The sequence below is a fragment of the uncultured Marinobacter sp. genome, assembly GCF_947259545.1.
Taxonomy (GTDB): Bacteria; Pseudomonadota; Gammaproteobacteria; order Pseudomonadales; family Oleiphilaceae; genus Marinobacter.
Genome location: NZ_CAMYMK010000008.1, coordinates 641403 through 663384, shown reverse-complemented (window position 1 = coordinate 663384; position 21982 = coordinate 641403). Strand labels below are relative to the sequence as shown.

The 21982-nt window shown below is 55.3% G+C and carries 20 protein-coding genes, 1 tRNA gene and 1 pseudogene; 17 read left to right on the top strand and 5 right to left on the bottom strand.

Going from position 1 to position 21982, the window contains the following annotated elements:
* Positions 1-47 precede the first annotated feature (47 nt).
* Positions 48-974: a histone deacetylase family protein gene (locus Q0Y21_RS14695; RefSeq protein ID WP_297797056.1), complete on the top strand. Its 927-nt coding sequence runs from the start codon at positions 48-50 to the stop codon at positions 972-974.
* On the opposite strand, the gene Q0Y21_RS14690 is transcribed toward Q0Y21_RS14695, so the two are convergent.
* Positions 971-1840: an OmpA family protein gene (locus Q0Y21_RS14690; RefSeq protein ID WP_297797167.1), complete on the bottom strand. Its 870-nt coding sequence runs from the start codon at positions 1838-1840 to the stop codon at positions 971-973. The genes Q0Y21_RS14695 and Q0Y21_RS14690 overlap by 4 nt on opposite strands.
* 46 nt (positions 1841-1886) lie before the next feature.
* Between Q0Y21_RS14690 and Q0Y21_RS14685 the strand changes: the two genes are divergently transcribed.
* The 3 genes from Q0Y21_RS14685 to rnt are packed head-to-tail and all read left to right on the top strand — an operon-like array spanning position 1887 to position 3797.
* Complete coding sequence (locus Q0Y21_RS14685; RefSeq protein WP_297797053.1) at positions 1887-2051, top strand: hypothetical protein; 165 nt, start codon at positions 1887-1889, stop codon at positions 2049-2051.
* Positions 2048-3085 (top strand): dihydroorotase, encoded by a 1038-nt coding sequence (pyrC, locus tag Q0Y21_RS14680; protein ID WP_297797050.1) that lies wholly within the window; start codon positions 2048-2050, stop codon positions 3083-3085. Before Q0Y21_RS14685 ends, pyrC begins: the two co-directional genes overlap by 4 nt.
* A gap of 55 nt (positions 3086-3140) precedes the next feature.
* A complete protein-coding gene (rnt, locus tag Q0Y21_RS14675; RefSeq protein WP_297797046.1) occupies positions 3141-3797 on the top strand; it encodes a ribonuclease T in 657 nt (218 codons plus the stop codon).
* Positions 3798-3863: 66 nt separating this feature from the next.
* Here the strand turns inward: rnt and Q0Y21_RS14670 are convergent, their stop codons facing one another.
* Positions 3864-5849 carry an SDR family oxidoreductase gene (locus tag Q0Y21_RS14670; protein WP_297797043.1) on the bottom strand — a complete coding sequence of 662 codons (1986 nt, stop codon included), beginning with the start codon at positions 5847-5849 and terminating at the stop codon, positions 3864-3866.
* Between the two features lie 379 nt (positions 5850-6228).
* Here Q0Y21_RS14670 and Q0Y21_RS14665 point away from each other — a divergent pair, with 379 nt between their 5' ends.
* Positions 6229-6528 carry a hypothetical protein gene (locus Q0Y21_RS14665; RefSeq protein ID WP_297797040.1) on the top strand — a complete coding sequence of 100 codons (300 nt, stop codon included), beginning with the start codon at positions 6229-6231 and terminating at the stop codon, positions 6526-6528.
* Positions 6529-6548: 20 nt separating this feature from the next.
* Complete coding sequence (locus Q0Y21_RS14660) at positions 6549-9401, top strand: insulinase family protein (RefSeq protein ID WP_297797037.1); 2853 nt, start codon at positions 6549-6551, stop codon at positions 9399-9401.
* A gap of 12 nt (positions 9402-9413) precedes the next feature.
* On the opposite strand, the gene Q0Y21_RS14655 is transcribed toward Q0Y21_RS14660, so the two are convergent.
* Positions 9414-10052: a TIGR04282 family arsenosugar biosynthesis glycosyltransferase gene (locus Q0Y21_RS14655; RefSeq protein WP_297797034.1), complete on the bottom strand. Its 639-nt coding sequence runs from the start codon at positions 10050-10052 to the stop codon at positions 9414-9416.
* A complete protein-coding gene (locus Q0Y21_RS14650) occupies positions 10036-10779 on the bottom strand; it encodes a TIGR04283 family arsenosugar biosynthesis glycosyltransferase (RefSeq protein ID WP_297797031.1) in 744 nt (247 codons plus the stop codon). The genes Q0Y21_RS14655 and Q0Y21_RS14650 overlap by 17 nt, the downstream gene beginning before the upstream one ends.
* Positions 10780-10875: 96 nt before the next feature.
* On the opposite strand from Q0Y21_RS14650, the gene Q0Y21_RS14645 reads away from it, so the two are divergent.
* The 3 genes from Q0Y21_RS14645 (at position 10876) to Q0Y21_RS14635 (ending at position 13082) form a co-directional block, all read left to right on the top strand.
* Positions 10876-11523 carry an MBL fold metallo-hydrolase gene (locus Q0Y21_RS14645; RefSeq protein ID WP_297797029.1) on the top strand — a complete coding sequence of 216 codons (648 nt, stop codon included), beginning with the start codon at positions 10876-10878 and terminating at the stop codon, positions 11521-11523.
* Positions 11524-11585: 62 nt separating this feature from the next.
* Positions 11586-11662, top strand: a tRNA-Arg gene (locus Q0Y21_RS14640).
* 193 nt (positions 11663-11855) lie between these two features.
* Entirely contained in the window at positions 11856-13082 is a 1227-nt protein-coding gene (locus Q0Y21_RS14635; RefSeq protein ID WP_297797026.1) for an integrase arm-type DNA-binding domain-containing protein, read from the top strand.
* A 19-nt stretch (positions 13083-13101) separates the two neighbouring features.
* Here Q0Y21_RS14635 and Q0Y21_RS14630 read toward each other — a convergent pair whose 3' ends face one another.
* Positions 13102-13740: a hypothetical protein gene (locus Q0Y21_RS14630; RefSeq protein WP_297797024.1), complete on the bottom strand. Its 639-nt coding sequence runs from the start codon at positions 13738-13740 to the stop codon at positions 13102-13104.
* 260 nt (positions 13741-14000) lie between these two features.
* Between Q0Y21_RS14630 and Q0Y21_RS14625 the strand changes: the two genes are divergently transcribed.
* The 8 genes and pseudogenes from Q0Y21_RS14625 (at position 14001) to Q0Y21_RS14590 (ending at position 21723) form a co-directional block, all read left to right on the top strand.
* Positions 14001-15395: a hypothetical protein gene (locus Q0Y21_RS14625; RefSeq protein ID WP_297797021.1), complete on the top strand. Its 1395-nt coding sequence runs from the start codon at positions 14001-14003 to the stop codon at positions 15393-15395.
* A 163-nt stretch (positions 15396-15558) separates the two neighbouring features.
* Complete coding sequence (locus tag Q0Y21_RS14620) at positions 15559-16032, top strand: AlpA family phage regulatory protein (RefSeq protein ID WP_297797019.1); 474 nt, start codon at positions 15559-15561, stop codon at positions 16030-16032.
* 452 nt (positions 16033-16484) lie between these two features.
* Complete coding sequence (locus tag Q0Y21_RS14615; RefSeq protein ID WP_297797016.1) at positions 16485-17624, top strand: inovirus-type Gp2 protein; 1140 nt, start codon at positions 16485-16487, stop codon at positions 17622-17624.
* A 102-nt stretch (positions 17625-17726) separates the two neighbouring features.
* On the top strand, positions 17727-17939 hold the full coding sequence (locus Q0Y21_RS14610) for an AlpA family transcriptional regulator (RefSeq protein ID WP_297797013.1): 213 nt from the start codon (positions 17727-17729) through the stop codon (positions 17937-17939).
* A 17-nt stretch (positions 17940-17956) separates the two neighbouring features.
* Entirely contained in the window at positions 17957-18502 is a 546-nt protein-coding gene (locus Q0Y21_RS14605; RefSeq protein ID WP_297797010.1) for a hypothetical protein, read from the top strand.
* A gap of 382 nt (positions 18503-18884) precedes the next feature.
* Complete coding sequence (locus Q0Y21_RS14600; protein WP_297797007.1) at positions 18885-19856, top strand: SH3 domain-containing protein; 972 nt, start codon at positions 18885-18887, stop codon at positions 19854-19856.
* Between the two features lie 286 nt (positions 19857-20142).
* A pseudogene (locus Q0Y21_RS14595) lies at positions 20143-21348 on the top strand (IS3 family transposase).
* Positions 21349-21393: 45 nt separating this feature from the next.
* Positions 21394-21723 (top strand): hypothetical protein, encoded by a 330-nt coding sequence (locus tag Q0Y21_RS14590; protein WP_297797004.1) that lies wholly within the window; start codon positions 21394-21396, stop codon positions 21721-21723.
* The last annotated feature ends 259 nt before the right edge of the window (positions 21724-21982 follow it).

Below are 21982 nucleotides of genomic sequence, written 5' to 3'. Positions count from 1 at the left end.
TCCCATGCAGGATAAACGCATGCGGGATAAGAGTAGTCAGGATCCATATGACCACAGCGTTCTTCTCTCACGATGACTGCCTGAAGCACAACATGGGCCCGGAACACCCGGAGTCGCCGGAGCGGCTTTCCGCCATCATCAGTTACCTGTCTGATTCCGGAATGAGTGATGTACTGGACTGGGTGCGACCGGATGAAATCACCCGGGACCAACTACTGACCGTCCACCCGGAGAAATACCTCCACCAGCTGGACCTGATGCAACCGACCCGGGGGCGGGTCTTCACCGATCCTGATACCGCCATGATGCCAGACACCCTGCGCGCCGCACGACTGGCAGCCGGAGCCAATATCCAGGCCGTCGACATGGTGATGAGCTCTCAGGTCACCAATGCCTTTGTCTGCGCGCGGCCTCCCGGGCACCATGCCGAGCGCAGCAAATCCATGGGATTCTGCTTTTACAACAACATTGCCCTGGCCGCGATGCGGGCACTGAACTTCCATCATCTGGAACGGGTCGCCATTATCGATTTTGATGTGCATCAGGGTAACGGCACGGCTGACATTATTGGTGGTGACGAACGTATACTGATGTGCTCCAGCTTTCAGCACCCGTTCTACCCCCACTCACACGTGCACCGTCAGCCGGAAAATATCGTCAACATCCCCATTGAATCGAACTGCTCGGCACTGGACTACCGCAAAGCCGTGGAAGCCGGCTGGCTGAAAAAGCTGCAGGATTTCAGGCCCCAGGTGATCCTGGTGTCGGCAGGGTTCGACGGCCATCGGCTTGACCCGATGGCGGAGCTGAATCTGGAAGTGGATGACTACCGCTGGTTGACGGAAATGCTCACCAGCGTGGCCAGTGACCACGCCAATGACCGGATCATTTCAACTCTGGAGGGGGGGTACCACCTGAGGGCGCTGGCAGAAAGCGTCAACGCCCACCTGGAAGTATTGAGTTCTGTCCGTTAACCGGAATATCCGGCCTCATAGCCGTTGGCCTGCTGAAGCTCCGGCCGCTCACCTTCCCGCTGCAGCCGGATAGTGGTACGCCGGTTGTCGGCGGGGCGCCGGGAAACCGGGTACTGGTCAGCGTGGGCGCGAACAGTGATCAGATCCTGAGGCACGCCCTTCTCGATCAGATAGTCGGCGACCGCGTTGGCTCTCTCTTCCGACAGCGCACGGTTATCAATGCGACTGCCGCTGCTATCGGTATGGCCATCGACAAAGATGCGCTCCACCGTGGAGTCCGCCTGCACATAGGTCACGATGTTATCCAGCAGTTCCCTGTCACCCTCGGAAAGGCCGGTGCTGCCCGCTCGAAACGGAATCCGTGATCGTTTGATCTGATCGTAGTTTACCGGCAACAGATTGGTGGTACAGGCTCGATAGCTTTCATACTGGCCGGCAAAATTGATGTTGGAAACCCGCACCCGGACCGGACTGCGGTCGTACCAGGATTCCCTCGTGACGGTGGGGGTCATGCCATCCAGCAGGCCCCGGGCAATCACCATGGCCTGACGGGAACTGAGAGCCACCGGCCGGCGTCCCTCACCCACATTGACAGCCCCTACCTTTCGTGGAGCGGCACCCGGACGCCAGGCCGGCGCTTCGACCACCAGACTACCCTTGCCCGGCCGCATCAATGCGGTATCGGACTCCAGGTAAAACGACAGTTGTTCTCCGGCCTTGTGGCGGAAAACGGCCCGGCCATAACCCGGGACTTCATGCACAATGGAACATTCGAACACCGACTCCGAAACATACCACTGGCTGTTTTCGATACCGGCACCAAAACTGGACGCCAGGGCCGTACCACTGGCCCCCATCAACACCATGGAAGCGAGCGTGGCTGTGCGCGGAAACAAGGTTGAGAGTCTGACCATGGCATCTTTCCGTCAGTATCTGGGTTACTCCCTGTTTAACGGCCGCACGAATCCTTTCTTTAGCCTCGGCCTGGAAACAATTGCAAACGGCATCTGGTATAATCCCGCCAAAATTTACGCCGGCATCCGCCCGGCCCTACAAATAGCTGGAAACGCCGCATGACCGAACAACTGACCATCACCCGCCCCGATGACTGGCACCTGCACGTAAGAGACGGCGCCGTTCTGAACGATGTGGTGCCGGCCACCGCCCGGTGTTTTGGCCGCGCGATCATCATGCCCAATCTGGTGCCACCGGTAACCACCGACAGCGATGCCATGGCTTACCGACAGCGCATCCTCGATGCGGCCGGTGACATCCCGTTCGAACCGTTGATGACTCTCTACCTGACGGAATCCACCACCCCGGAGGACATCCGCGAAGCAAAATCCGCCGGTGTGGTCGCCGCCAAACTGTATCCGGCCGGGGCCACCACCAATTCTGCGTCCGGCGTGACTGACATCCGCAAGATCTACCCGGTGCTGGAGGCCATGGCCGACTGTGGCATGCTGTTACTGGTCCACGGCGAAGTGACCGATGCGGATATTGATATTTTTGATCGGGAGAAGGTGTTCCTGGAACGCGTACTGGCGCCGACCCTCGAGGCGTTTCCGAACCTCAAGGTCGTGCTGGAGCACATTACCACGGCCGACTCGGCCGAGTTCGTCCGCCAGCACAAGGGCGACAACCTGGCCGCGACCCTGACGCCGCAGCATTTGATGTACAACCGCAACCACATGCTGGTGGGTGGTATTCGCCCCCACCTCTATTGCCTGCCGATCCTGAAGCGAAACCGGCACCAACAGGCCCTGCGGGACGCGGTCGCCAGTGGCGACAAGCGCTTCTTCCTCGGTACGGATTCCGCGCCCCATGGCAAAGACAAGAAGGAAACCGCCTGTGGCTGTGCCGGCTGCTACTCCGCCTACGGCGCGATTGCCCTGTACGCCGAGATTTTCGAGGAGCTGGGCATTCTCGACAAGCTGGAAGCCTTTGCCAGTTTCAATGGCGCGGATTTCTATGGCCTGCCACGAAATACCGACACCATTACACTGGTCAGACAAAGCTGGACGATGCCTGCGGAACTGCCACTGGCAGACGGCACCATTGTTCCGCTTCGCGCTGGCGAGACACTGACCTGGCAGTTGACAGGTGCCTGAACAGGACAGCCCTTTACCTTTAACGCAGTACCCCGGCCAATCCCTAGGAGTTTGAGTGACTGACGAAAACAAAGAACCGCATCCGATGGCCCGACGTTTCCGGGGATTTCTCCCGGTTGTTGTTGATGTCGAGACCGGCGGCTTCAATCCCGAAAAAGACGCCCTTCTGGAAGTGGCTGCGGTCCTGTTGACCATGGACGAAGACGGCTGGCTGAAGCGTACGGAAACCCACGTTCAGCAGATCGACCCCTTTGAAGGTGCCAACCTGGAACAATCCGCGCTCGATTTTACCGGAATTGATCCCTGGAACCCGGAGCGTGAAGCCGTGCCCGAACGGGAAGGCTTGAGTGAAATCTTCAGCCCCATTCGCAAGGCCGTCAAAGCCCATGACTGCAAACGGGCAGTGTTGGTAGGCCACAACGCGACGTTCGATCACAACTTCGTGTTCGCGGCTGCCCTGCGTTCGGACATCAAGCGTAATCCTTTCCATCCGTTCTCGACCTTCGATACCGCCACGCTTGCCGGGTTGGCCTATGGCCATACCGTACTGGCACAGGCGTGCAAACTGGCCGGCATTCCTTTCAGTAACAAGGAAGCGCACTCGGCGGCCTATGATGCGGAAAAAACCGCCGACCTGTTCTGCGGTATCGTCAATCGCTGGAAAGAACTGGGGGGGTTCCCTCCGCCCCTGCTAAGCGAGACAGAAGAATAGAATAACTGACGACCACAAAAAAACGCCTCCCGAGGGAGGCGTTTTTTATGCTGGCTAACCGGAAGATTACCAGTAAATACCCCGCATAATCGCCGCAAAGGCCACCTGTTCCGAGGATACCTTGGGCTTCTCGCCTGACTTGCTGCCAGCCGCTGCGGGGGAATCCGGGAACATCCTGTAACCGGTATTCATCACGATCTCGCCCATCTTCGGCGCAATCGCGTGCAGCACCTGTGCAAAGATACCAAGGCGCGTGGCAATCCGCTTGGGACGATAGACGATGGCATCGGCCACCATTTCCGCCGCCTCATCCGGTGTCAGGGTCGGCACCGAATCGTAGATCTTGGTAGGCGCAATCATCGGGGTCTTCACCAGCGGCATGTTGATGGTGGTGAAGGTGACGTTGCGGTCAGACCATTCCGCGGCCGCACAGCGACTGAACGCATCCAGCGCGGACTTGGAGGCGACATAGGCTGAGAACCGAGGTGCGTTGGTCAGCACACCGATGGAGGAAATGTTGACCACATGGCCACGACGGCGCTCCAGCATGGCCGGGGCAAAGCCCATGATCAGGCGCACGGAACCGAAGTAGTTCAGCTGCATAGTGCGCTCAAAGTCGTGGAAGCGGTCAAACGACAGCGCCAGTGACCGGCGGATGGATCGACCAGCGTTGTTAATCAGCACATCGACGTGCCCGTGGTTTTCCAGAACGGTTTGTACGAAGCGGTCACAGTCTTCCATTTCGGCAAAGTCACACTGGTAGGCGTGAACATTCCCACCACGGGCCTCAAGATCCGCCGTAATCTCGGCCAGACGCTCTTTCTTGCGAGCACCGATCACCAGGATGGCACCGGCATCGGCCAGTTTCTGGGCCGTAGCCAGACCAATGCCCGACGTACCGCCAGTGACCACACAGACCTTTCCTTCCACCGTGCCACGCAGGGTACGGTCCTTGAACAGATCCGGGTCCAGATGACGCTCCCAGTAATCCCAGATCACCGGCGCGTAATCCTGCAGTCGCGGAACCGCGATATCGGTCCCCTTCAGAACCCGCTCGGTCTCCCGGGCATCAAACCGGGTCGGGTAGTTGATGAACGAAAGTACGGACGGGGGAATCCCCATATCATCCAGTACAGCACTGGTCAGGCGCTTCACCGGCGGCAGGTTTTTCAAACTCTGACGGATGAATGGCGGCACGAAACCGAACATCCGTGAGTCGATACGCATCCCCATACGCGGGGCGTGACCGGCTTCACAGAAAATATTGAGAATCTCTCCTACCTTGTAAGGGTCGGAATCCACCAGGTGGAAACAGTTGCCGTCCTCACCCTCCAGGTGCGCAATGTGGTCCAGCGCATTGACCACGAAATCCACCGGCACCACGTTCAGGCGGCCACCTTCGATGCCAACGGTCGGCACCCACTGTGGCAGCGCATGGCGAATCTTCTGGATCATCTTGAAGAAGTAGTAAGGACCGTCCACCTTGTCCATCTCGCCCGTTTCGGAATGGCCAATCACCATGCCCGGACGGTAGATGCGGAACGGTACCCTGCAGCTTTCACGAACCACTTTCTCGGATTCATGCTTGGTCAGCAAATAGGGATGATCCAGCTTTTCCGCCTCTTCAAACATATCCTCGCGGAAAGTGCCCTTGAACAATCCGGCGGCAGCAATGGAAGACACATGATGGAAACAACCGGCGCCCATCGCCTGGGCCGCATTGACTGCGCTGCGGGTGCCCTCAATGTTGGTTGCCTGCTGGGCTTCTTCGTCGGCTCCCATGTCGTACACGGCGGCCAGATGGAAGAAATGGTCAATATGACCTTTCAGCGAATCCATGGTTTTGTCGTCAATCCCCAGGTTGGGGCTGGTCAGATCGCCAATAACTGCCTTTACCTGGTTCTCGTCGGCTCCCCAGCGTTCCCTCAGAGTGTCCAGCTTACCCAGGGATTGCTCTCGCACCAGCACATGAACCGTGCCACCACGCGCCAGGAGTTTTTCCACGAGAAAACGGCCGATGAATCCGGTTCCACCCGTCAGAAAGTAATTCATTGATAGTCCACCTTGCTTGTTGCTCAGTTGTTATCTGTCCCTACGCCCCAAATGTCTACGACTAAAGTCTTAGACCATTGGAGAACGCCGGCATTGTACTTAATTGCAACCCTCATGTATCGAACTTTTTTAGAGCTTTTACTCTTGTAAGTCCTTGTTTTAATTAGAGCAAATACTCTAGATGTCCCGCCTGGACCGGCGGAAAAGCAGAAAGCACCGCTAAAATCGACACACTGAATTTGAGCCTAGCACAAGGTTCTGGAGCTGCCCGAAAAACTGCCCGATTACCAGAAAGAAATGAAACCACCGTATAGCAATGACATAATCTACTCACACATCCGCAATGCGCGAACCATTCACTTCATGCCGGACCCCATATATGAAGAAAGACGACGCCAACGCCGAACGCTACATCGCCATCGCCCGGGCTTGCCTGAAAGCCATTAACGACACAGCGGCAGATGCCGGCTCCCGCGAAGAGAAAATCCAGGCGGTCTACCAGGCCATTGATGATGCCTTCCAGGCGGAATTTGCCGATTACCGACAGTCCGTCGCTGTGATGGGGACGGTGCTAGAACGCATAGCCTCCGGTCAGCTTGATGCTGATACAGCTGCCTCTCTCGCTCGTAAAACCCTGGACCAGCAACCAGAACATACCCGAAACGCAATGATCCACTGATCTCCGGAGCAAGCAACACCATGCCATCAGGTATCAACCGTATAGCCTACCGTGCGCGCTTTCTGTCTTCGCTAGTGACCCTGGTCCTCTTCCTGGCCGCCAGCGCCCTCACCCAGGCCGCCATCGAACCGGTGAAGAGCCCCAATGACCGGAACAGCTATCGATACCTTGAACTGGAAAACGGCATGCAGGTATTGCTGGTTTCGTCTCCGGAGTCCGATAAGGCGGCTGCCTCCATGAACGTGGCGGTAGGCAGCGGTGATGATCCGGAGAACCGGGAAGGCCTGGCCCATTTCCTGGAACATATGTTGTTCCTGGGCACCGAGAAATACCCCGATCCCGGCGAGTACCAACAGTTCATCAAAAGCCATGGCGGCAGTCATAACGCCTTCACTTCATTCCAGGACACCAACTATTTTTTTGATGTCCAGGCGGGGCATCTGAATGAGGCACTGGACCGCTTCGCCCAGCAATTCTCAGCGCCACTGTTTACACCCGAGCTGGTCGACCGGGAGCGACGGGCCGTGCACTCGGAGTTCAGCTCGAAGCAGAAAGACGATGGCCGCCGGATCTATTCCGTCAAGAAAGCCGTCAGCAATCCGGAACACGCTTTCAGTCAGTTTGCAGTGGGCAACCTGAGCACACTTGAGAACACGGATGAACGCCCGCTACGGCCGGACCTGATCGACTTCTGGAAAAACCACTACTCGTCCAATCTGATGAGTCTGTCGGTGTACGGCCCCCAATCACTCGATGAACTGGAGCGAATGGTCAGGGGCCATTTCGAGGCTATCGAAAACAGGAACCTGGAACCGAAGGTTCATGACGCACCTCAGTTGGAGCCAGACCAACTGCCGGCACAGGTAACCGTGGATGCCCTGAAAGATCTGCGCAGCCTGTCACTGGCGTTCCCCATTCCTTCCCAGCTGGAGAACTACCGCAGCAAGCCTGCCAGCTACATCGCCAACCTGCTGGGTCATGAAGGCCCCGGAAGCCTGTTTGATGTCCTCAAGACCGCCGGTCTGGTGGAGAGCCTGTCAGCGGGTAGCGGTATGGACACCGGTACGGAGTCTAGCCTGTTGCTATCCATGTCATTGACCCCCGAGGGTCTTGAGAACACCGATCGAATCATCCGGCTTGTGTTCGCCTACATCGACAGGATTCGTGACCAGGGTATTTCCAGGACGCGGTTTGAGGAGATGAAAAACCTGGCGGAAATCGATTTCCGGTTTCGTGAACGCAGCCAGCCAGTCAGCGAAGTGATGCGCCTTTCCAGCCAACTGCGGCACTATCCCCCAGTGGATGTCCTCCAGGCTCCCTGGATGATGGAAGCCTACGAGCCGGAAAAGTACCGCAACATCCTGGAGCACCTGACGCCGGACAACGTACTGATCACGGTGGTGGAGCCGGAACCTGACATCGAGACACCCAACCTGACCCAGTGGTACGAGGCTGCCTGGGAGCTCAAGCCCGTCGATCCGTCGGCGATTGCGGCCACGCCTGACAAGGCAATGGCCAGCCAGCTCCGCCTGCCTGAACCCAATCCATTTATCCCCGAGAACCTGGACATGGTGTCTGGCCCGGATATGGACAAGCCGGTGAAACTGGCCAACCAGCGCGGCCTCTCTGTCTGGTATGCCCGGGATACCCAATTCGGCACGCCCAAAGCCAATGTCTATGTCAGCATCCGCACCCCTCTGGCGCAGGCCTCCGCCCGTGGCAAGGTGCTGACAGAACTGTTGGTGGATGCCGTCAATACCAACCTCAACGCCTGGGCCTACCCGGCGCAGTTGGCGGGACTGGATTACAGCGTTTACTCGCACCTGCGCGGCGTAACGATACGGGTGGGCGGCTACAGCGACAAACTGCACACCCTGATGACACGGATCCTGACCCAGGTGGCGGACCCGCTCCTGACCCAGCAACGCTTTGATATTGCCCGCCAGAACGTCATCGATAACCTGCAGAACAAAGCCAGGGAGCGCCCTGTTCAGCAGACGTCCGAAAAGGTTCAAACGCTGCTGATCGAAGGCGCGTGGGGTACCGACGAACGCCTCAAAGCGGCTCGGGAAGTGACGCTGGATGAGCTCCGGAACTTTGCCGGTGAACTGTTCGCGCAAACCGATCCGGTGATGCTGGCCCATGGCAACCTGAGTCAGGCTGCTGCCCTGAACCTTGCCCAGCAGGTCCGGGCCGTTGTACTGGATGGTGCCGAAATCACCGAGGTGCCCCGCAGCATCGTACGGCGGCTCCCCGAGGGCGAGTCCATCGTGCCGCTCTCCGTCGACCACCCGGATACCGGCTATACGCTCTACATGCAGGGAAACAATACCGGCTTCAGCGAACGCGCCGCCTTCCGGCTCCTGGGCCAGATCATCAGCAGCCCCTTCTATGAAGAAATTCGTACCACCCGGCAACTGGGGTACATCGTTTACGCCACGCCCTTCGAAATGCTTGAGACGCCTGCACTAGGCTTCGTGGTGCAGTCCCCGCAAGCTTCGGGCAAGGAGATCGATCAGGCCATTCGCGAGTTTTCCTCCGCCTTCGAGGAACGCCTGACGACCATCAGCGACAGTGACCTGGCCCGCGAAAAACAGGCGGTGATCAGCCAACTGATGGAACAGGATCGCACGCTAGGTGCCGTGTCGGAGCGTTTCTGGCGGGAGATTGACCGGGAAGTGACAAGCTTCGATTCACGGGAACAACTGGTCAAAGCAGTCAAAGCGGTTGACCGGGACGAACTGTTGGAGACCTATCGCGAGGCTGTGCTCGACCGGCAGCATGCCCTCAGAGTTGTTACCGGCGCCCACAAAACAAGCGCCAACACCCTGGTTCAACACATCCTGGAACAGGGACCGGTTCCGGGCACCTGATCCCGTGTCCGCTCAGCCTGGAGACTGGTCGAGGAATCGCTGCCAGTCTTCGGGCTCATCCACGTCCCAGCGGGGCGGCAGCAGCCTCACGGACAGGCCCAGTCCGGCCATTGTGGTACAGGTCTGATCAAGCACACTCCCGGTGCCCCAGTTCACGCCATCGAGCATCCCGGCGACAACCCGGCGCGCCCCGATCATCACATAACCACCGTCATTTGACGGTCCGAGAACCACATCGCTGGTATCCAGCTCAGCCACCGCCTGCCGCACGTAATCCGGATCCACCGACGGGCAATCACTGCCGACCACCAAAGCCTTGCCATGATCCTCAAGTACCCCAGCCAACGCGGCTTCCATCCGTTGTCCCAGATTTTCGCCCTGTTGAATGCCCGTGGTGATCTGTGCCACATCCAGCCTCGACAGCACGGGGGCTGCCGCATCGGGTGCCTGATCCAGTGCACGATCCCACCAGAACTGAACCGGGAATCCACTGGCGATGAGGTTATCCAACACCGCCAGGCTCAACCTGACGTGCGCCGCCAACGCGCCACTGGCACCCAATGCCGGCATCAGTCGGGTTTTTACCCTGCCCTCTTCCGGCCATTTGGAGAACTGCATAACCAATACTGACGACTCAGGATTTTTGGGCATTACGTACATCCGAACGATAGGCATTTGCCAGGGTTTCCGGCGATTCACCGCGCCAATAGCGCCAACGCAACCGCCACATGAGGAAGATAGTACGCCAGGCTCCGCCCTGTTCCCAGCGCCGGCTATCGGTGACCACCGGATCAGACACACAAAACGGGCGGGATACCAGCCTCAACCGGGAACACAGCTCCACGTCTTCCATCAGTGGCATCTCTCTATAGCCCCTGAGCACTTCGAACACCGGCTGCCGCACAAAGAGTGCCTGGTCACCGGTCGCGATACCCGTCAACCAGGACCGCTGATTCATAAACCATTCAACGACACGGAACAGGAGGCGTTTGCCACTCAAGCGCACATTGAAACGCCCCCACGCGTTGCGACTGACCTGAAACCGTTCCAGCGCCGCCAGCGCTGACTCCGGCAGACGGGTGTCTGCATGCAGAAACAGCAGGACATTGCCAGCGGCCACCGCCGCTCCGGCGTTCATCTGGATCGCACGACCACGCCCGGACGACAGCACCCGGTCACACAGGGGCTCGGCAAGTTTTTGAGTACCATCGTCGCTGCCGCCATCCACCACAATCACCTGATGATCAGCCTCACGAAGCGGCGCCAGGTGCTGCAGGGTAGTCGTAATGGTTGCCGCTTCCTGCCAGACCGGAACAATCACGCTCAGCCTCAGCGGCTCCCCCGATTCGTCATCCCCTTGCGACGACTGCTCGCTCATCCGCAACCCTCTCCTTACCTTGAAAATTCGAGCCGAGGCTCGATTACCTTTACCATACCCATTCTAAACCAGTACAGCAGTCAGACGAGTAACACTATGCCACTGAAATACAGAATCATTCCCGTGACCCCGTTCCAACAGAACTGTTCCCTGATCTGGTGCGAGGATTCCGGATTAGCAGCCGTTGTCGATCCGGGCGGTGATCTGGACAGGATCCGCGCCGCCATCGACGAAGAAGGTGTGACGGTGGAGAAGATACTGCTGACCCACGCCCATATCGATCATGCCGGTGGCACCGCGGAACTGGCGAGGGCTCTGAGCCTTCCCATTGAGGGGCCCCACCGGGAAGACGATTTCTGGATTCAGGGCCTGCCCATGCAGGCGCAGATGTTCGGTTTCCCGGCGCCGGAAATATTCACTCCGGACCGCTGGCTGGAGGATGGTGAACAGGTCACCGTCGGCAACCAGACACTGGACGTTCTGCACTGCCCCGGTCACACACCGGGTCATGTCGTGTTTTATCACCGCGAATCAAAGCTGGCCCTGGTGGGGGATGTAGTGTTCCAGGGCTCGATTGGCCGTACCGATTTCCCGAAAGGCGACTACAACACCCTGGTGCGCTCCATCCGCGAAAAGCTGTTCCCCCTGGGGGACGACATCGCCTTCGTACCGGGCCACGGACCCATGTCCACGTTCGGCCATGAAAAAGTCAGCAACCCTTTCGTGTCCGATCATCGGGGATAAATGCCCGCGGGCCCTTGAGACACATCAACGGGCCCGCTATCATACCCGCCTTCTGACGATAAGCCCCCGTAGCTCATCTGGATAGAGCGATCCCCTCCTAAGGGATAGGTAGCAGGTTCGAGTCCTGCCGGGGGTACCAGTTACCCTTCCGCACCGATCTACCGTTACCCACACCCGACTGTTTTAAAAGCTTTTTGTCGAAATCCGGTGTCCTTATCGATCCACAATATTCCGCCTCAATCTACATATTCTGGGGGTACATCTGGGGTGCAAACTGAAGCGCACCCCGCTATAGTAGATTTTGTACCCCCAAAAAGAGCTCAAGCCCCGCCATGTCCAGGCCCATAAACCTCCTGACCGACAAAAAAGCCCAATCCGCCAAGTTCGAGAGATTCGGCAAGCGCACCAAGCTTACCGATGGGGCCGGACTTTATCTGGATATCCAGCCGTCTGGGAAGTATTGGAGGATGAAGTACCGCTTTGACGGCAAGGAGAAAACACTTGCACTAGGCGTTTACCCCGATGTTTCACTGAAACTGGCGCGGGAGCGTCGAACGGAGGCCCGGGAGCAGATTGCCGACGGCATTGACCCAAATGAGGTCAAAAAGGATCAGAAAGCCGCCAAAAAAGAGCAAACGGATACATTCAAAGCCGTTGCGGAGGACTGGCTCAAGCTCAAGAAAGGCGAGCTCGCAGACAGCACGCTGGAAGTCGCGAAGAGAAGGCTTGAGACCTGGGCATTCCCCAAACTGGGCAGCATACCGATCAAAGAAATCAAACCGGCAACTGTCATGGAAGCCCTAAGGCCAATAGAGGAACAGGGCAAACACGAGACAGCTCATCGAATCCGGCAACGTATCGGGGAGATCTTTCGTTTTGCAGTAGCAGCAGATCGCGCCGAGATAGACCCCACAGCCACGCTGAAAGGCCAACTCAAAACCACCCCAACGCGACATAGATCCGCGATTACCAACCCGGATGAGCTAGGCAAGCTCCTGAAGGCAATCGATGCCTACGGAGGCCATGTGTCTACCATAGCCGCCTTAAAACTGGCACCGATGCTGTTCCTTCGGCCAGGCGAACTGCGAAACGCGGAATGGAATGAGATTGATCTGGACAAAGCTACTTGGGTCGTTCCAGGAAAGCGCATGAAAGGTACTCAGAAAGCCAAGAGAGCGGGACAGGTGCCAGATCACATCGTGCCCCTCTCGAACCAGGCCGTCGAAATACTGAAAGAGCTTAAGACCATCACCGGACATCAGAGCCTCGTATTCGAATCCGCCAAACGGAAACGGCCACTGTCAGAGAATACGATTAATGTCGCGCTCAAATCGATGGGCTACGATGGGTCCACAATGGTCGGGCATGGTTTTCGAGCGACTGCTTCGACCCTACTTCATGAACTTGGCTGGCAACCGGAGATAATTGAGCTCCAGCTTGCACACAAACAACGTAACCAGGTGGCCGCCGCTTACAATCGCTCCGCACGCATTGAAGATCGAAAGGTAATGATGCAGGAATGGGCAAATTACTTAGACCGGATTAGTAAATCTGAGTGACTCCTGTTGACTGGCCCAGTTAGCTAAGATCAGAGCCGCCTCCAAGTTGGCTGAGAACCTCAGCCCACGCATCGGCCACAGGCTTAACGCTTTCCGATGAGCCCTCGGCGGCTGGAAAACTGAGCAAATTCTCAACACCTCCTTCAGGATCAATATTGATTATGACCTTAAGGTCTTCTGCCTTGCACTCCATGATTGCATTCAGCAATGTATCAAAGGCAGCCAATCGACCTAGGCGCTGGGAGAAGCTTTCTTCCCGTCGAGATAACTCTACCTCTTTACCTTCCAGCGCGACCTCCCTTGCTTTTAACTCAGCCTCTTCCTCCTTCATCCTTTTGGAGTCTTCTTTTATCTTCTGGCGCTGCGACTTCAAGGTAGCGCTCTCACTCTTTCTGATCGCAGCTTCATCGCTTATCAAATTCTCAACAAGTGTCGATTGACGCAGCCTGGTGGCCCTGGATAGCGACTCCAATTTGGCACACACAGAATCGCTGAGATCCAGGCGTTTGATCGAGCGCCTCTCCTTCTCACGGACCAAAGCGGCTCTTTTTTGCCTTACAGCATCCTGCAGTAACCGAAACCGGAATTCTCCATCCTTCAGGCGCATGACGTCTGCAACCATTTCGGCCAACTTTGCTCGTGGCGTCATATCGGCCACAGACCTCCGCCGGGCATTGACCGGGAGCTCGACTTTGTGTTCCTGAAGGTACCCGATCGCGAATTCTACAAGTCCGTCTCTCTGAACTCGATCAGTCCACTTTTCAATTCTTGAGTTCACCTGGCATAACCTTAGGTTGCTATTTATTTACATTAATACCAAAGATGTTAGCCCAAAAACAATATCATGGACAAAACGTTGTGCATACGTTATGTTTCATGGGTTTGCTATATGGTACCTACATAATAGATATAAATAACATGCTGACCCGGTTTTCACACGTTGATTGCTCGCCGTTTTCGAAATTCTTTCTGCTCAAATTCACCGCACGATACGGAGATCAGTCGCCATGGCTAAACCAGGTGACGGAAATTATTCGTGCAATCGAGCTACCAAAGTCGAAGTTCTACAAAGTCGCCAAAGAGCTTCGTTTATCGGGTTGTTTGGAGGTAAGGGAAACCCGGCCTACGGAGATTCCGCAAATTCAATACGAGGTAAAAATTGAAGAGCCGGTGAGTTGGCTGTTTATCAGGGACGCTCCTGTAGGCGTGCACAAAGATAAGATACAACAGTTATTGACATGGAATTCGCTACCAGTCGCCGAGCGCCCACATCAACTCACGATACCTCAAAGGGTTTTAATGATCGCTCTGCTTGAGGAGGCCGACGCTGGTGGCATCATCAGAAACATTGGCTTTTCTGATCTTGCCCAAAGAACTGGAATGACAGTACGACAAGTCAAGAATCAAATGGCGAAGCTCAGGGAGTTTCACTATGTCAGAGCTTCGTTGCCTGGCGGCAATCATCTAGGACTGACCGGGAAATTTAACAGCATCCACGCACTCAACCTTAGGCACCCCGGCTTCGAGCAACAAAGGACGGCTGGGAGACTTGTGGTTTTTCGAGAAGCAGCGCATTTTGTTACACATGACGAGTTCAATTATTTCTACTTCAAGCGAAAGGAGTTGCGCAAACTCAACAGCTCGAGAAACCAGACTCCTCATAGCCAACCGGACCTAAGTGAGGGGCTACGTAGGCTTGTCGGCAGAACCGAAAACCTGCGCCCCTCCTCCGCGTGGGGATTCCTTAATTGGCTGTGCCATGATCTCGCTTCGCGGGCATTAACTGAACTCTGGAACGAACTAACAGAGGGCGCGGCTGCGAAGCTTATTAGACTCATTAACGAAAAAATCCGGGGAGAGTGGCGGTCCGCCTATCATCCAATTATAGAGGTAGATGACGGTGAAAATCCTGAACGAAAAAGCGCGGTGCAAAGCATACAGCCGAGACTGCCTTTACTTCCATTGGTGGACGTGAGCATGAGCCAAGCAGTTTTCGGCATCGCCCTCCGTGCAAAAAGAGCTCTCGAGTACTGGGAAGCCATACCTGAGTACGCTGAAGCATGTCACTTCCAGATCCTGCCACTTCCAGATAGAGGCGAGCATATGCATTTTGCATTAGAGATCACGATAGCAGGCGAAAACCAGTTAGTCAGAACAGATACATTTGCTCTGCGTTTCAACCGCAAGCTTGGCAAAGGACGGTTTGAACGTATTACGGACGTCTACGATCTAGGACACAGTGTTCTGGAAACAACAGGCCTAGCTACTCCGCCTTTGACATGCCCATTGCTCTCGACAATAACAAGAATGTAGAACTGAGCCACACTGACAAATACTTATGCCGTTGTTGAACGAGCATTGAACGGGGCATCTTCACGACGCAGAGGCCCAAGCATAGCGTGCATCGGTACAGGCAGCCGGGTTATTTTCTACAGCCCCCTCCGATCTTCTGAACCAACAGGTCAGGAGATCAATCATGCAAGTCCTCAGGCTCAGAGACGTCATTCATAAGACAGGCCTTGGCCGCTCATCAATTTATAAGTTTTCAGGCCAAGGCCTATTCCCCCGCCCCATAACGCTTGGTGGTATGTCAGTTGGCTGGACAACAAAACGAATAGACCAATGGATCGTTGAACGAGTGCGCGAACGTGAGTCCGTCCCTGACAACACAGAGTACACTACCCCATGGGCCGTCACCATTGGAAAGGGCAACATCCGTCAAACGGACCTACAGATCCTCAGAATCAAGCAAGTTATTGAGTTAACGGGCCTGGCTCGGGCGACGGTGTACAAATACATTCACGAAAGGGAGTTTCCGCTTCCGGTATCACTGGTAGGAGCCTCGGTCGGCTGGCTGCGGGCCGAAATCGAGTATTGGCTGGCTTGCTGTGCTGAAGAGAGTAGCGATGAGTCCCTCGATGAACCTGAAGCGCAGTCCGAAGCTGCCTGACCCATCCGCAATATACCGGTATCAGTAGCGCTTCTGGCCAGTCCCGCGCCCAACGCTAATTCTTTTTGCAACCAATCTATCTATCCTCCAGCTTTGCCCGACATTTCGCATCCAGCGCTCCCGACTTTCCTTACGAAGTAAAACATCCGCTTTTGGGTTTGTATGTTATTGGCTAACAGCAGTACGTCTTATCAGTAGGCACAGTAGCAAAGAGGAGATGGGCTCACACAGTGAAAGCCCATTGCGATACTGGGAGTGATTCCAGAGATATTGAGAGAATCAATACCTTAAAGCAATACATTGCATACAGGTCGCAATGAACCGCATTCAGCAATTCAAGCAAGCATCAAAAGGGGTTTAACCAAATTGCGTTCAGGAGGACAGATCACTTTTTACAGGCCGGGGTAATGGTACGAGCACAACGCTCAGGCCATCTAACCTGGAGACTTACAATGGACCAATACACTTACAACGATACCCCAACCGACGAAGAGATGCTGGATTGGTTGGGCGGATTACACGGCGGTGAAATCGTTACCAATCCGCTAGGTCAGCCAATCACAATGCCCTCAGATTACCACTGGCGACGCGATCTGGTGTGGGTCGACCAACAGCTAAAAGCCATGGCCAATGAGCGGCATATCCTTGATCACCAGCAACTAATTCAGCCAGAGGCCTTTGGGGCGGAGACCGTGGTGTTAGCCCCAGATCCGCTCTTAGAGACGCTGACTGCAGTTTTCACCGTATTAGTGACCATGTTTGAGAAGACGGACATTGGTCAGCATTATCGACCCAGCCCCTACGCTACCCGTTTTCTATGGGCCTTCGGTGAGTGTGGATATTTGCACGAGGCAGGATTTCGTCAGCCGGCAGCAATGAGTCGTCAGGCCGCAGAACAGGTGGTCACAGATCTCAATGGACGCTTGGAAGCCTGGTATGAGTGCATGGAGCAGCAGAGGTTTGTTGACGAATGTAGTCGGAACCGACGTAATAGCCGCGACAATTACAAGCGCCTCTGTGAGCTCATGGAAGCCCTCTTCGAGTGCAACAGTCGCCTGATGGTTGTACGGGTAGACCTAGGCTACAGCAAGTTCGACAGCCCTTATATCGACTACGAGACGGCGCGCTATCACAGGGAGCAAATCTGCCATGCATTTAACATCCATCCCCTGTTCAACCATCTGCGGGGGTACGCCTGGAAACTGGAGTGGCAGCCCGATAAGGGCTTCCATTACCACTTCATCTTCTTCTTTGACGGTCATCAATGCCAGGAGGACATCACCCATGGTCGTCTCATTGGCGAGATGTGGACCAAGGCCATTACCGGTTGCCAGGGCCATCCCTGGAATTGCAATCTCAATGCAGAAACTACCTATCACTACAACGCTATGGGATGCATCGATTATCACGACATAGAAAAGCAAAGGGGGCTTTTCGAGCTGGTCAAATACCTTACCAAGGTCGACGAATACGCCGCAATGTTGGTCAACGGCAGGACGTTTCAGACGAGCCGCAAACCAAGCAGTCAGGAAGGACCGCGTCGTGGGCGGCCTCGTTTATATAAGAGCACGCCTTTGGATTTTGGGCTCTGAGTCGAGGTCGATATCGCCTTGCTTGATGTGGACACTGAGCCGCCCGGCATGACCGCTTGAACTCTCCGACAAATACTCTGAGCAATTGAAGGAGGAGGATGTATGAGAGTGCTCAGACTGGCAGAAGTGCAAGATAAAACCGGACTGGCCAGGTCCACACTGTACAAATATGTTGATGCGGGCACGTTTCCACGGCCCATCTACCTTGGCGGCAGAGCCGTCGGCTGGGTTGATTCCGAGGTACATGAATGGCTTCTTGAGAAACAGGTCGAACGTGATATGACCCATGGAGCATCCAGGGGCTGGGGCCTCTAGGTATTTCGGTGGGCCCAATGGACGTCAGTGGCGGTCAGTGGATGCCGGACAAGGCCCACCCTGCGAAACACAAGGCAATCTTGTGGCATCATGCTAGTTCAACTCAACGAATAGAAAGGGTCGAACTCGTGAACCACCAAAGCCAATCGGAATCCGCAGCTGCTTCTCTCAAAATGATCGTCGACAGCGTGGAAGCCATTGCCAGAGATAAGGTCAGTGAAACGGAACCTGCGGGAGGCTCGAAAGCTTCCCTAAGGCATTTACTGAATCAGCTCAGCATCTCTGAAGTCAAAGCCGTTCACTTTATTGTTCAGTCCGGTAGGACACCATCCTGGCTGCGAGATTCTAGCTCCATCGAATCACTCTACCTCGACCTGAACGGCGTTGAATCTGAGGAACGGAACAGACAGGTCTACGTTGATTTTCTTGTGTCCAAAATCGACCGCTTGCCCGCCTACATTGCATCCTATTCGGAAATCTGTGGAGAACGGCACCTTGACCCCTTTGATGAACTGGGTGCTCTCGTGCAAGAAGAGCGCGCACATTCGCGCTCCTCAGGCTGATTCGTAGGTATACACTGCGAAGAAAAAGCGGATTGAACACCCTTTTAGCTGCCGACTTTTAAGAGGTTCGACATCGGCCCTCCAATCTATTGAAGAAACACAATGGACGCTGGTAGAACCCGGTGAACGTCAAAATGGCGTCTCCGGGAACGGGGCGAACAAAGAGCCGCAAAAGCTATACTTGAACCCATCGGCGCCAAACTGCACTATTATTGAGCACAAGTACGCAAGCCGGTATTTTTCAAACGGAAATAGGATCGCAACTTCAGTACTTCAGCCGTTATAGAAAAGGAAGACAGTCATCAGCAAACGCTTCGATCCAGAGAACCCACTTAGAGCTCAAGAATCCCTCATCAGGGCTCTGGACAACCCTGTTAGTCGCATGGCTCAGGCGCTTCAAGATTTGCCAGGCTTGCAATTGGCAAAGGAGTTTCAACATTCAACGGCAATGCAAGCTGTTCGAGACCTTTGCGACTCGTCAACGATGCGCCGTGCGCGTGAGCTCGCTGACTCACAAATGATGCAGGGTATCCGCGAGCTTCAGTACTCCTCCTCTGTGCAGGCCGCGCTTGATCTGCACGATTCCACCATGATGCGTTCAATTCGCGAGCTACAGAGCTCCACAGCCATGCAGCTGTACAAAGATATTCATGATCCCCAGATGATGCGTGTCATGCAGGGGCTTGAAGACTTTCCAGCCCTTGCGATGATGGAAGAGCTCCGAGATAGCCCCATTGCAAATGCACTTCGCGGGTTGGATACATCATCTCTAATGCCCGCACTGTCTCGGCTTACAAGAACCCCTTTCGATCCTGAGCTCATTCACCGAGCTGTGGCTATTGCCCAACGTGCAGGCTACGAGTACCAAACAGCAGATGAAGTTCTACACGCGGAATTCGCAACAGTAGAAGCGGAGCTCAACAGCTTTGGCAATGAGTCTCTGGATTTCACCTCGTTGTCTGAGCGCGCGCGCACCGCACTATTATGGCTTTTCTACTGGTTGGTTCTACCTTACCTAATGAGCATTGCCGCTGGCATCACTCTGGATCGGTTCGATGAGAAATCAGCTGTCACCGAGAATGTGAGGACTTCACGCGAAGCGAAGAAACTAGCCAGATGTGACAATGGCCTAGAGCGACAAATATTTGCTGGATGCCGTGTGGTGATTGGCAGTGGGCTGAGACTTAGGGCTGGACCTGGCATGAGGGCAGAGATCATCACTACTCTGCCGTTAGGCAAGCTGGTAACGGTTTTAGATTCATCAGAACGTGCCTGGCTCCATGTAGAAGTCGACCTGGAAGGCGACGTGATCGAGGGCTGGGTTGCTCGCCGCTATACCACACCATTCCGTTAGGCATCTGCGCGTTCGATTACGAGACTGTTTTACGGGCAGTCTCAAGTTCATGAGGAGATGACTTGACTACAACTGAAATAATCACTGCCCTCATTTCCCTTCTCGCGGTAACAGTGTCATTAATTGCCCTACTCCGGTCGAGGCAGAATCACGCCCAATTGCTGGAGCTTGAGAAGGTGCATGCAGAGTTGAGCCGCAGGCAAATTTGTAGTAGCCCCCATTTAAACCGGACACCTTGGTAGAAGCAAAGGCCTAGGCATAGACCTAGTGCAAAGGAGTGTCCAAGGTGGAGAGAATCGAAGTCATAACCGGTGTGCAGCGTCGTCGCCGGTATTCCGCGCAGGAGAAGGCATTCATGGTCGCGGAATGTGAGCGGCCTGGCATGTCGGTATCGCTTGTCGCACGACGTCATGGTATATCAGCAAGTCTGTTGTTCCGTTGGAAGAAGCTGATGAAAGACGGTGGCATGTCCGCGATTGAACCTGGTGATGAGGTTGTCAGTGCATCCGAGATGAAAGCCCTGAACAAGAAGGTCCGGGAGCTGGAGCGGATGTTGGGCCGCAAGACGATGGAAGCTGAAATACTCCGGGAAGCCCTGGAGGTGGCTCAGTCAAAAAAGTTGATCTCGCGCATGCCGTTGCTGCCACCGGACGATACCCTCTGAAATGGGTTGCGGAGGTAATGAAGGTATCGCGCTCCAACCTTCTGGATCGCCTTCATGGTCGCCAGAAAGGCAGAAGTCCGAGATACAAAAAGCAGGACGATGACCGGCATTTGCCGTTTATCCGAGAGCTGTGCGATGCCCGTGCTGCCAATGGCTATCGAAGGATCACTGCTCGGCTGAATCGGTTGCTGGCAGCAAACGACGAGCGAGTGAACCACAAGCGCGTGTACCGATTGATGAAACAGGATGGGCTGTTGTTACCCCGGTATACAGGCCGACCTCAGGAACGCTGTCACAACGGCCAGGTCATTACGTTGAAGCCGGACCTTCGTTGGTGCTCGGATGGCTTTGAGATTCGCTGCTGGAACAAGGAAGTCGTTCGCGTGGCCTTCAGCCTGGACTGCTGTGATCGCGAGCTGATGCGCTATGTGGCGACCACCGGCGGCATCACCGCTGAGATGGTTCAGGACTTACTTCTGGAAAGTCTGGAATATCGCTTCGGCCAGTCAGAGCGGGTGCCGCACCCACTGGAATGGCTGACAGATAATGGCAGCTGCTACATTGCCAAAGAAACGCGAGCCTTCGCGTCCTCTCTGGGCTTTGTGGTGTGCACCACACCGGTCAGAAGCCCTCAGAGCAACGGCATGGCTGAGGCCTTCGTAAAGGACGTTTAAGCGGGACTATGTGTACCTGAACGATCTTCCTGATGCCGCCACGGTGATGGCCAGGTTGCCGGAATGGATCGAGGACTATAATCGCAGCCACCCGCACAAGGGGTTGAAAATGAAGTCGCCCTGGGAGTACCGGGCAGAACTGGCATCAAATTGATGAGGTGGTGTCCGGTTTAGCGGGGGCAACTACAAAATTGATGAAATGGAGGAGCGCAAACGCGAGGCCCTGAAAGCGAAACTGATCGTAAGCCTTGAGAAGGCTGACACGGACTATAAGTTCATTATCACCAACCAGGGCCAATCAACCGCATCGAACATCTACTTCGGAATAGAGCAAGGAAACGAACACAACCCGCTTGTGCGAGGAGATTTCGAGCAGAAAATACCGTTTCCAGCGCTCGCTCCGAATGAAAGCTATCACTTGCTGGCCCATATTCCGATCAACATTCGCCAGCTTACCTATGAGATTTCGATACGCTGGAACAATCCGGATGGCACCCAAGAACGGGAGATCCAGAGTGTAGCCCGGTGATAGTGTCAGAAGTGATCATGTGCAGCTATCAACCAGCCTTTATCAGCTACATTGAAGCCAAGCGGAGACTAACCGTGCCCGGGAGTGTAATGCTGCCGATGATGGAGAAGGACCAATTGGCCTGAGTAGCCAGGAAACATTAACGTACAGCGGCGTGGTTTTGGCTGGGGGGGGCTCTATCGAACAAGTCACGAAAGCTGACCAGAAGGGTGAAAACGCCATTGCAGAACAAGAAGATACTCTTCGAGCGCTCAGCGCG

Excerpts from the sequence above, each read along its gene's own strand:
- Q0Y21_RS14695 (WP_297797056.1), top strand. The coding sequence starts at position 48 with ATGACCACAGCGTTCTTCTCTCACGATGACTGCCTGAAGCACAACATG.
- Q0Y21_RS14690 (WP_297797167.1), bottom strand. The coding sequence starts at position 1,840 with ATGGTGTTGATGGGGGCCAGTGGTACGGCCCTGGCGTCCAGTTTTGGT.
- Q0Y21_RS14685 (WP_297797053.1), top strand. The coding sequence starts at position 1,887 with ATGGCATCTTTCCGTCAGTATCTGGGTTACTCCCTGTTTAACGGCCGC.
- pyrC (WP_297797050.1), top strand. The coding sequence starts at position 2,048 with ATGACCGAACAACTGACCATCACCCGCCCCGATGACTGGCACCTGCAC.
- Q0Y21_RS14670 (WP_297797043.1), bottom strand. The coding sequence starts at position 5,849 with ATGAATTACTTTCTGACGGGTGGAACCGGATTCATCGGCCGTTTTCTC.
- Q0Y21_RS14665 (WP_297797040.1), top strand. The coding sequence starts at position 6,229 with ATGAAGAAAGACGACGCCAACGCCGAACGCTACATCGCCATCGCCCGG.
- Q0Y21_RS14660 (WP_297797037.1), top strand. The coding sequence starts at position 6,549 with ATGCCATCAGGTATCAACCGTATAGCCTACCGTGCGCGCTTTCTGTCT.
- Q0Y21_RS14655 (WP_297797034.1), bottom strand. The coding sequence starts at position 10,052 with ATGCCCAAAAATCCTGAGTCGTCAGTATTGGTTATGCAGTTCTCCAAA.
- Q0Y21_RS14650 (WP_297797031.1), bottom strand. The coding sequence starts at position 10,779 with ATGAGCGAGCAGTCGTCGCAAGGGGATGACGAATCGGGGGAGCCGCTG.
- Q0Y21_RS14645 (WP_297797029.1), top strand. The coding sequence starts at position 10,876 with ATGCCACTGAAATACAGAATCATTCCCGTGACCCCGTTCCAACAGAAC.
- Q0Y21_RS14635 (WP_297797026.1), top strand. The coding sequence starts at position 11,856 with ATGTCCAGGCCCATAAACCTCCTGACCGACAAAAAAGCCCAATCCGCC.
- Q0Y21_RS14625 (WP_297797021.1), top strand. The coding sequence starts at position 14,001 with ATGCTGACCCGGTTTTCACACGTTGATTGCTCGCCGTTTTCGAAATTC.
- Q0Y21_RS14620 (WP_297797019.1), top strand. The coding sequence starts at position 15,559 with ATGCAAGTCCTCAGGCTCAGAGACGTCATTCATAAGACAGGCCTTGGC.
- Q0Y21_RS14615 (WP_297797016.1), top strand. The coding sequence starts at position 16,485 with ATGGACCAATACACTTACAACGATACCCCAACCGACGAAGAGATGCTG.
- Q0Y21_RS14610 (WP_297797013.1), top strand. The coding sequence starts at position 17,727 with ATGAGAGTGCTCAGACTGGCAGAAGTGCAAGATAAAACCGGACTGGCC.
- Q0Y21_RS14605 (WP_297797010.1), top strand. The coding sequence starts at position 17,957 with ATGGACGTCAGTGGCGGTCAGTGGATGCCGGACAAGGCCCACCCTGCG.
- Q0Y21_RS14600 (WP_297797007.1), top strand. The coding sequence starts at position 18,885 with ATGGCTCAGGCGCTTCAAGATTTGCCAGGCTTGCAATTGGCAAAGGAG.
- Q0Y21_RS14590 (WP_297797004.1), top strand. The coding sequence starts at position 21,394 with ATGGAGGAGCGCAAACGCGAGGCCCTGAAAGCGAAACTGATCGTAAGC.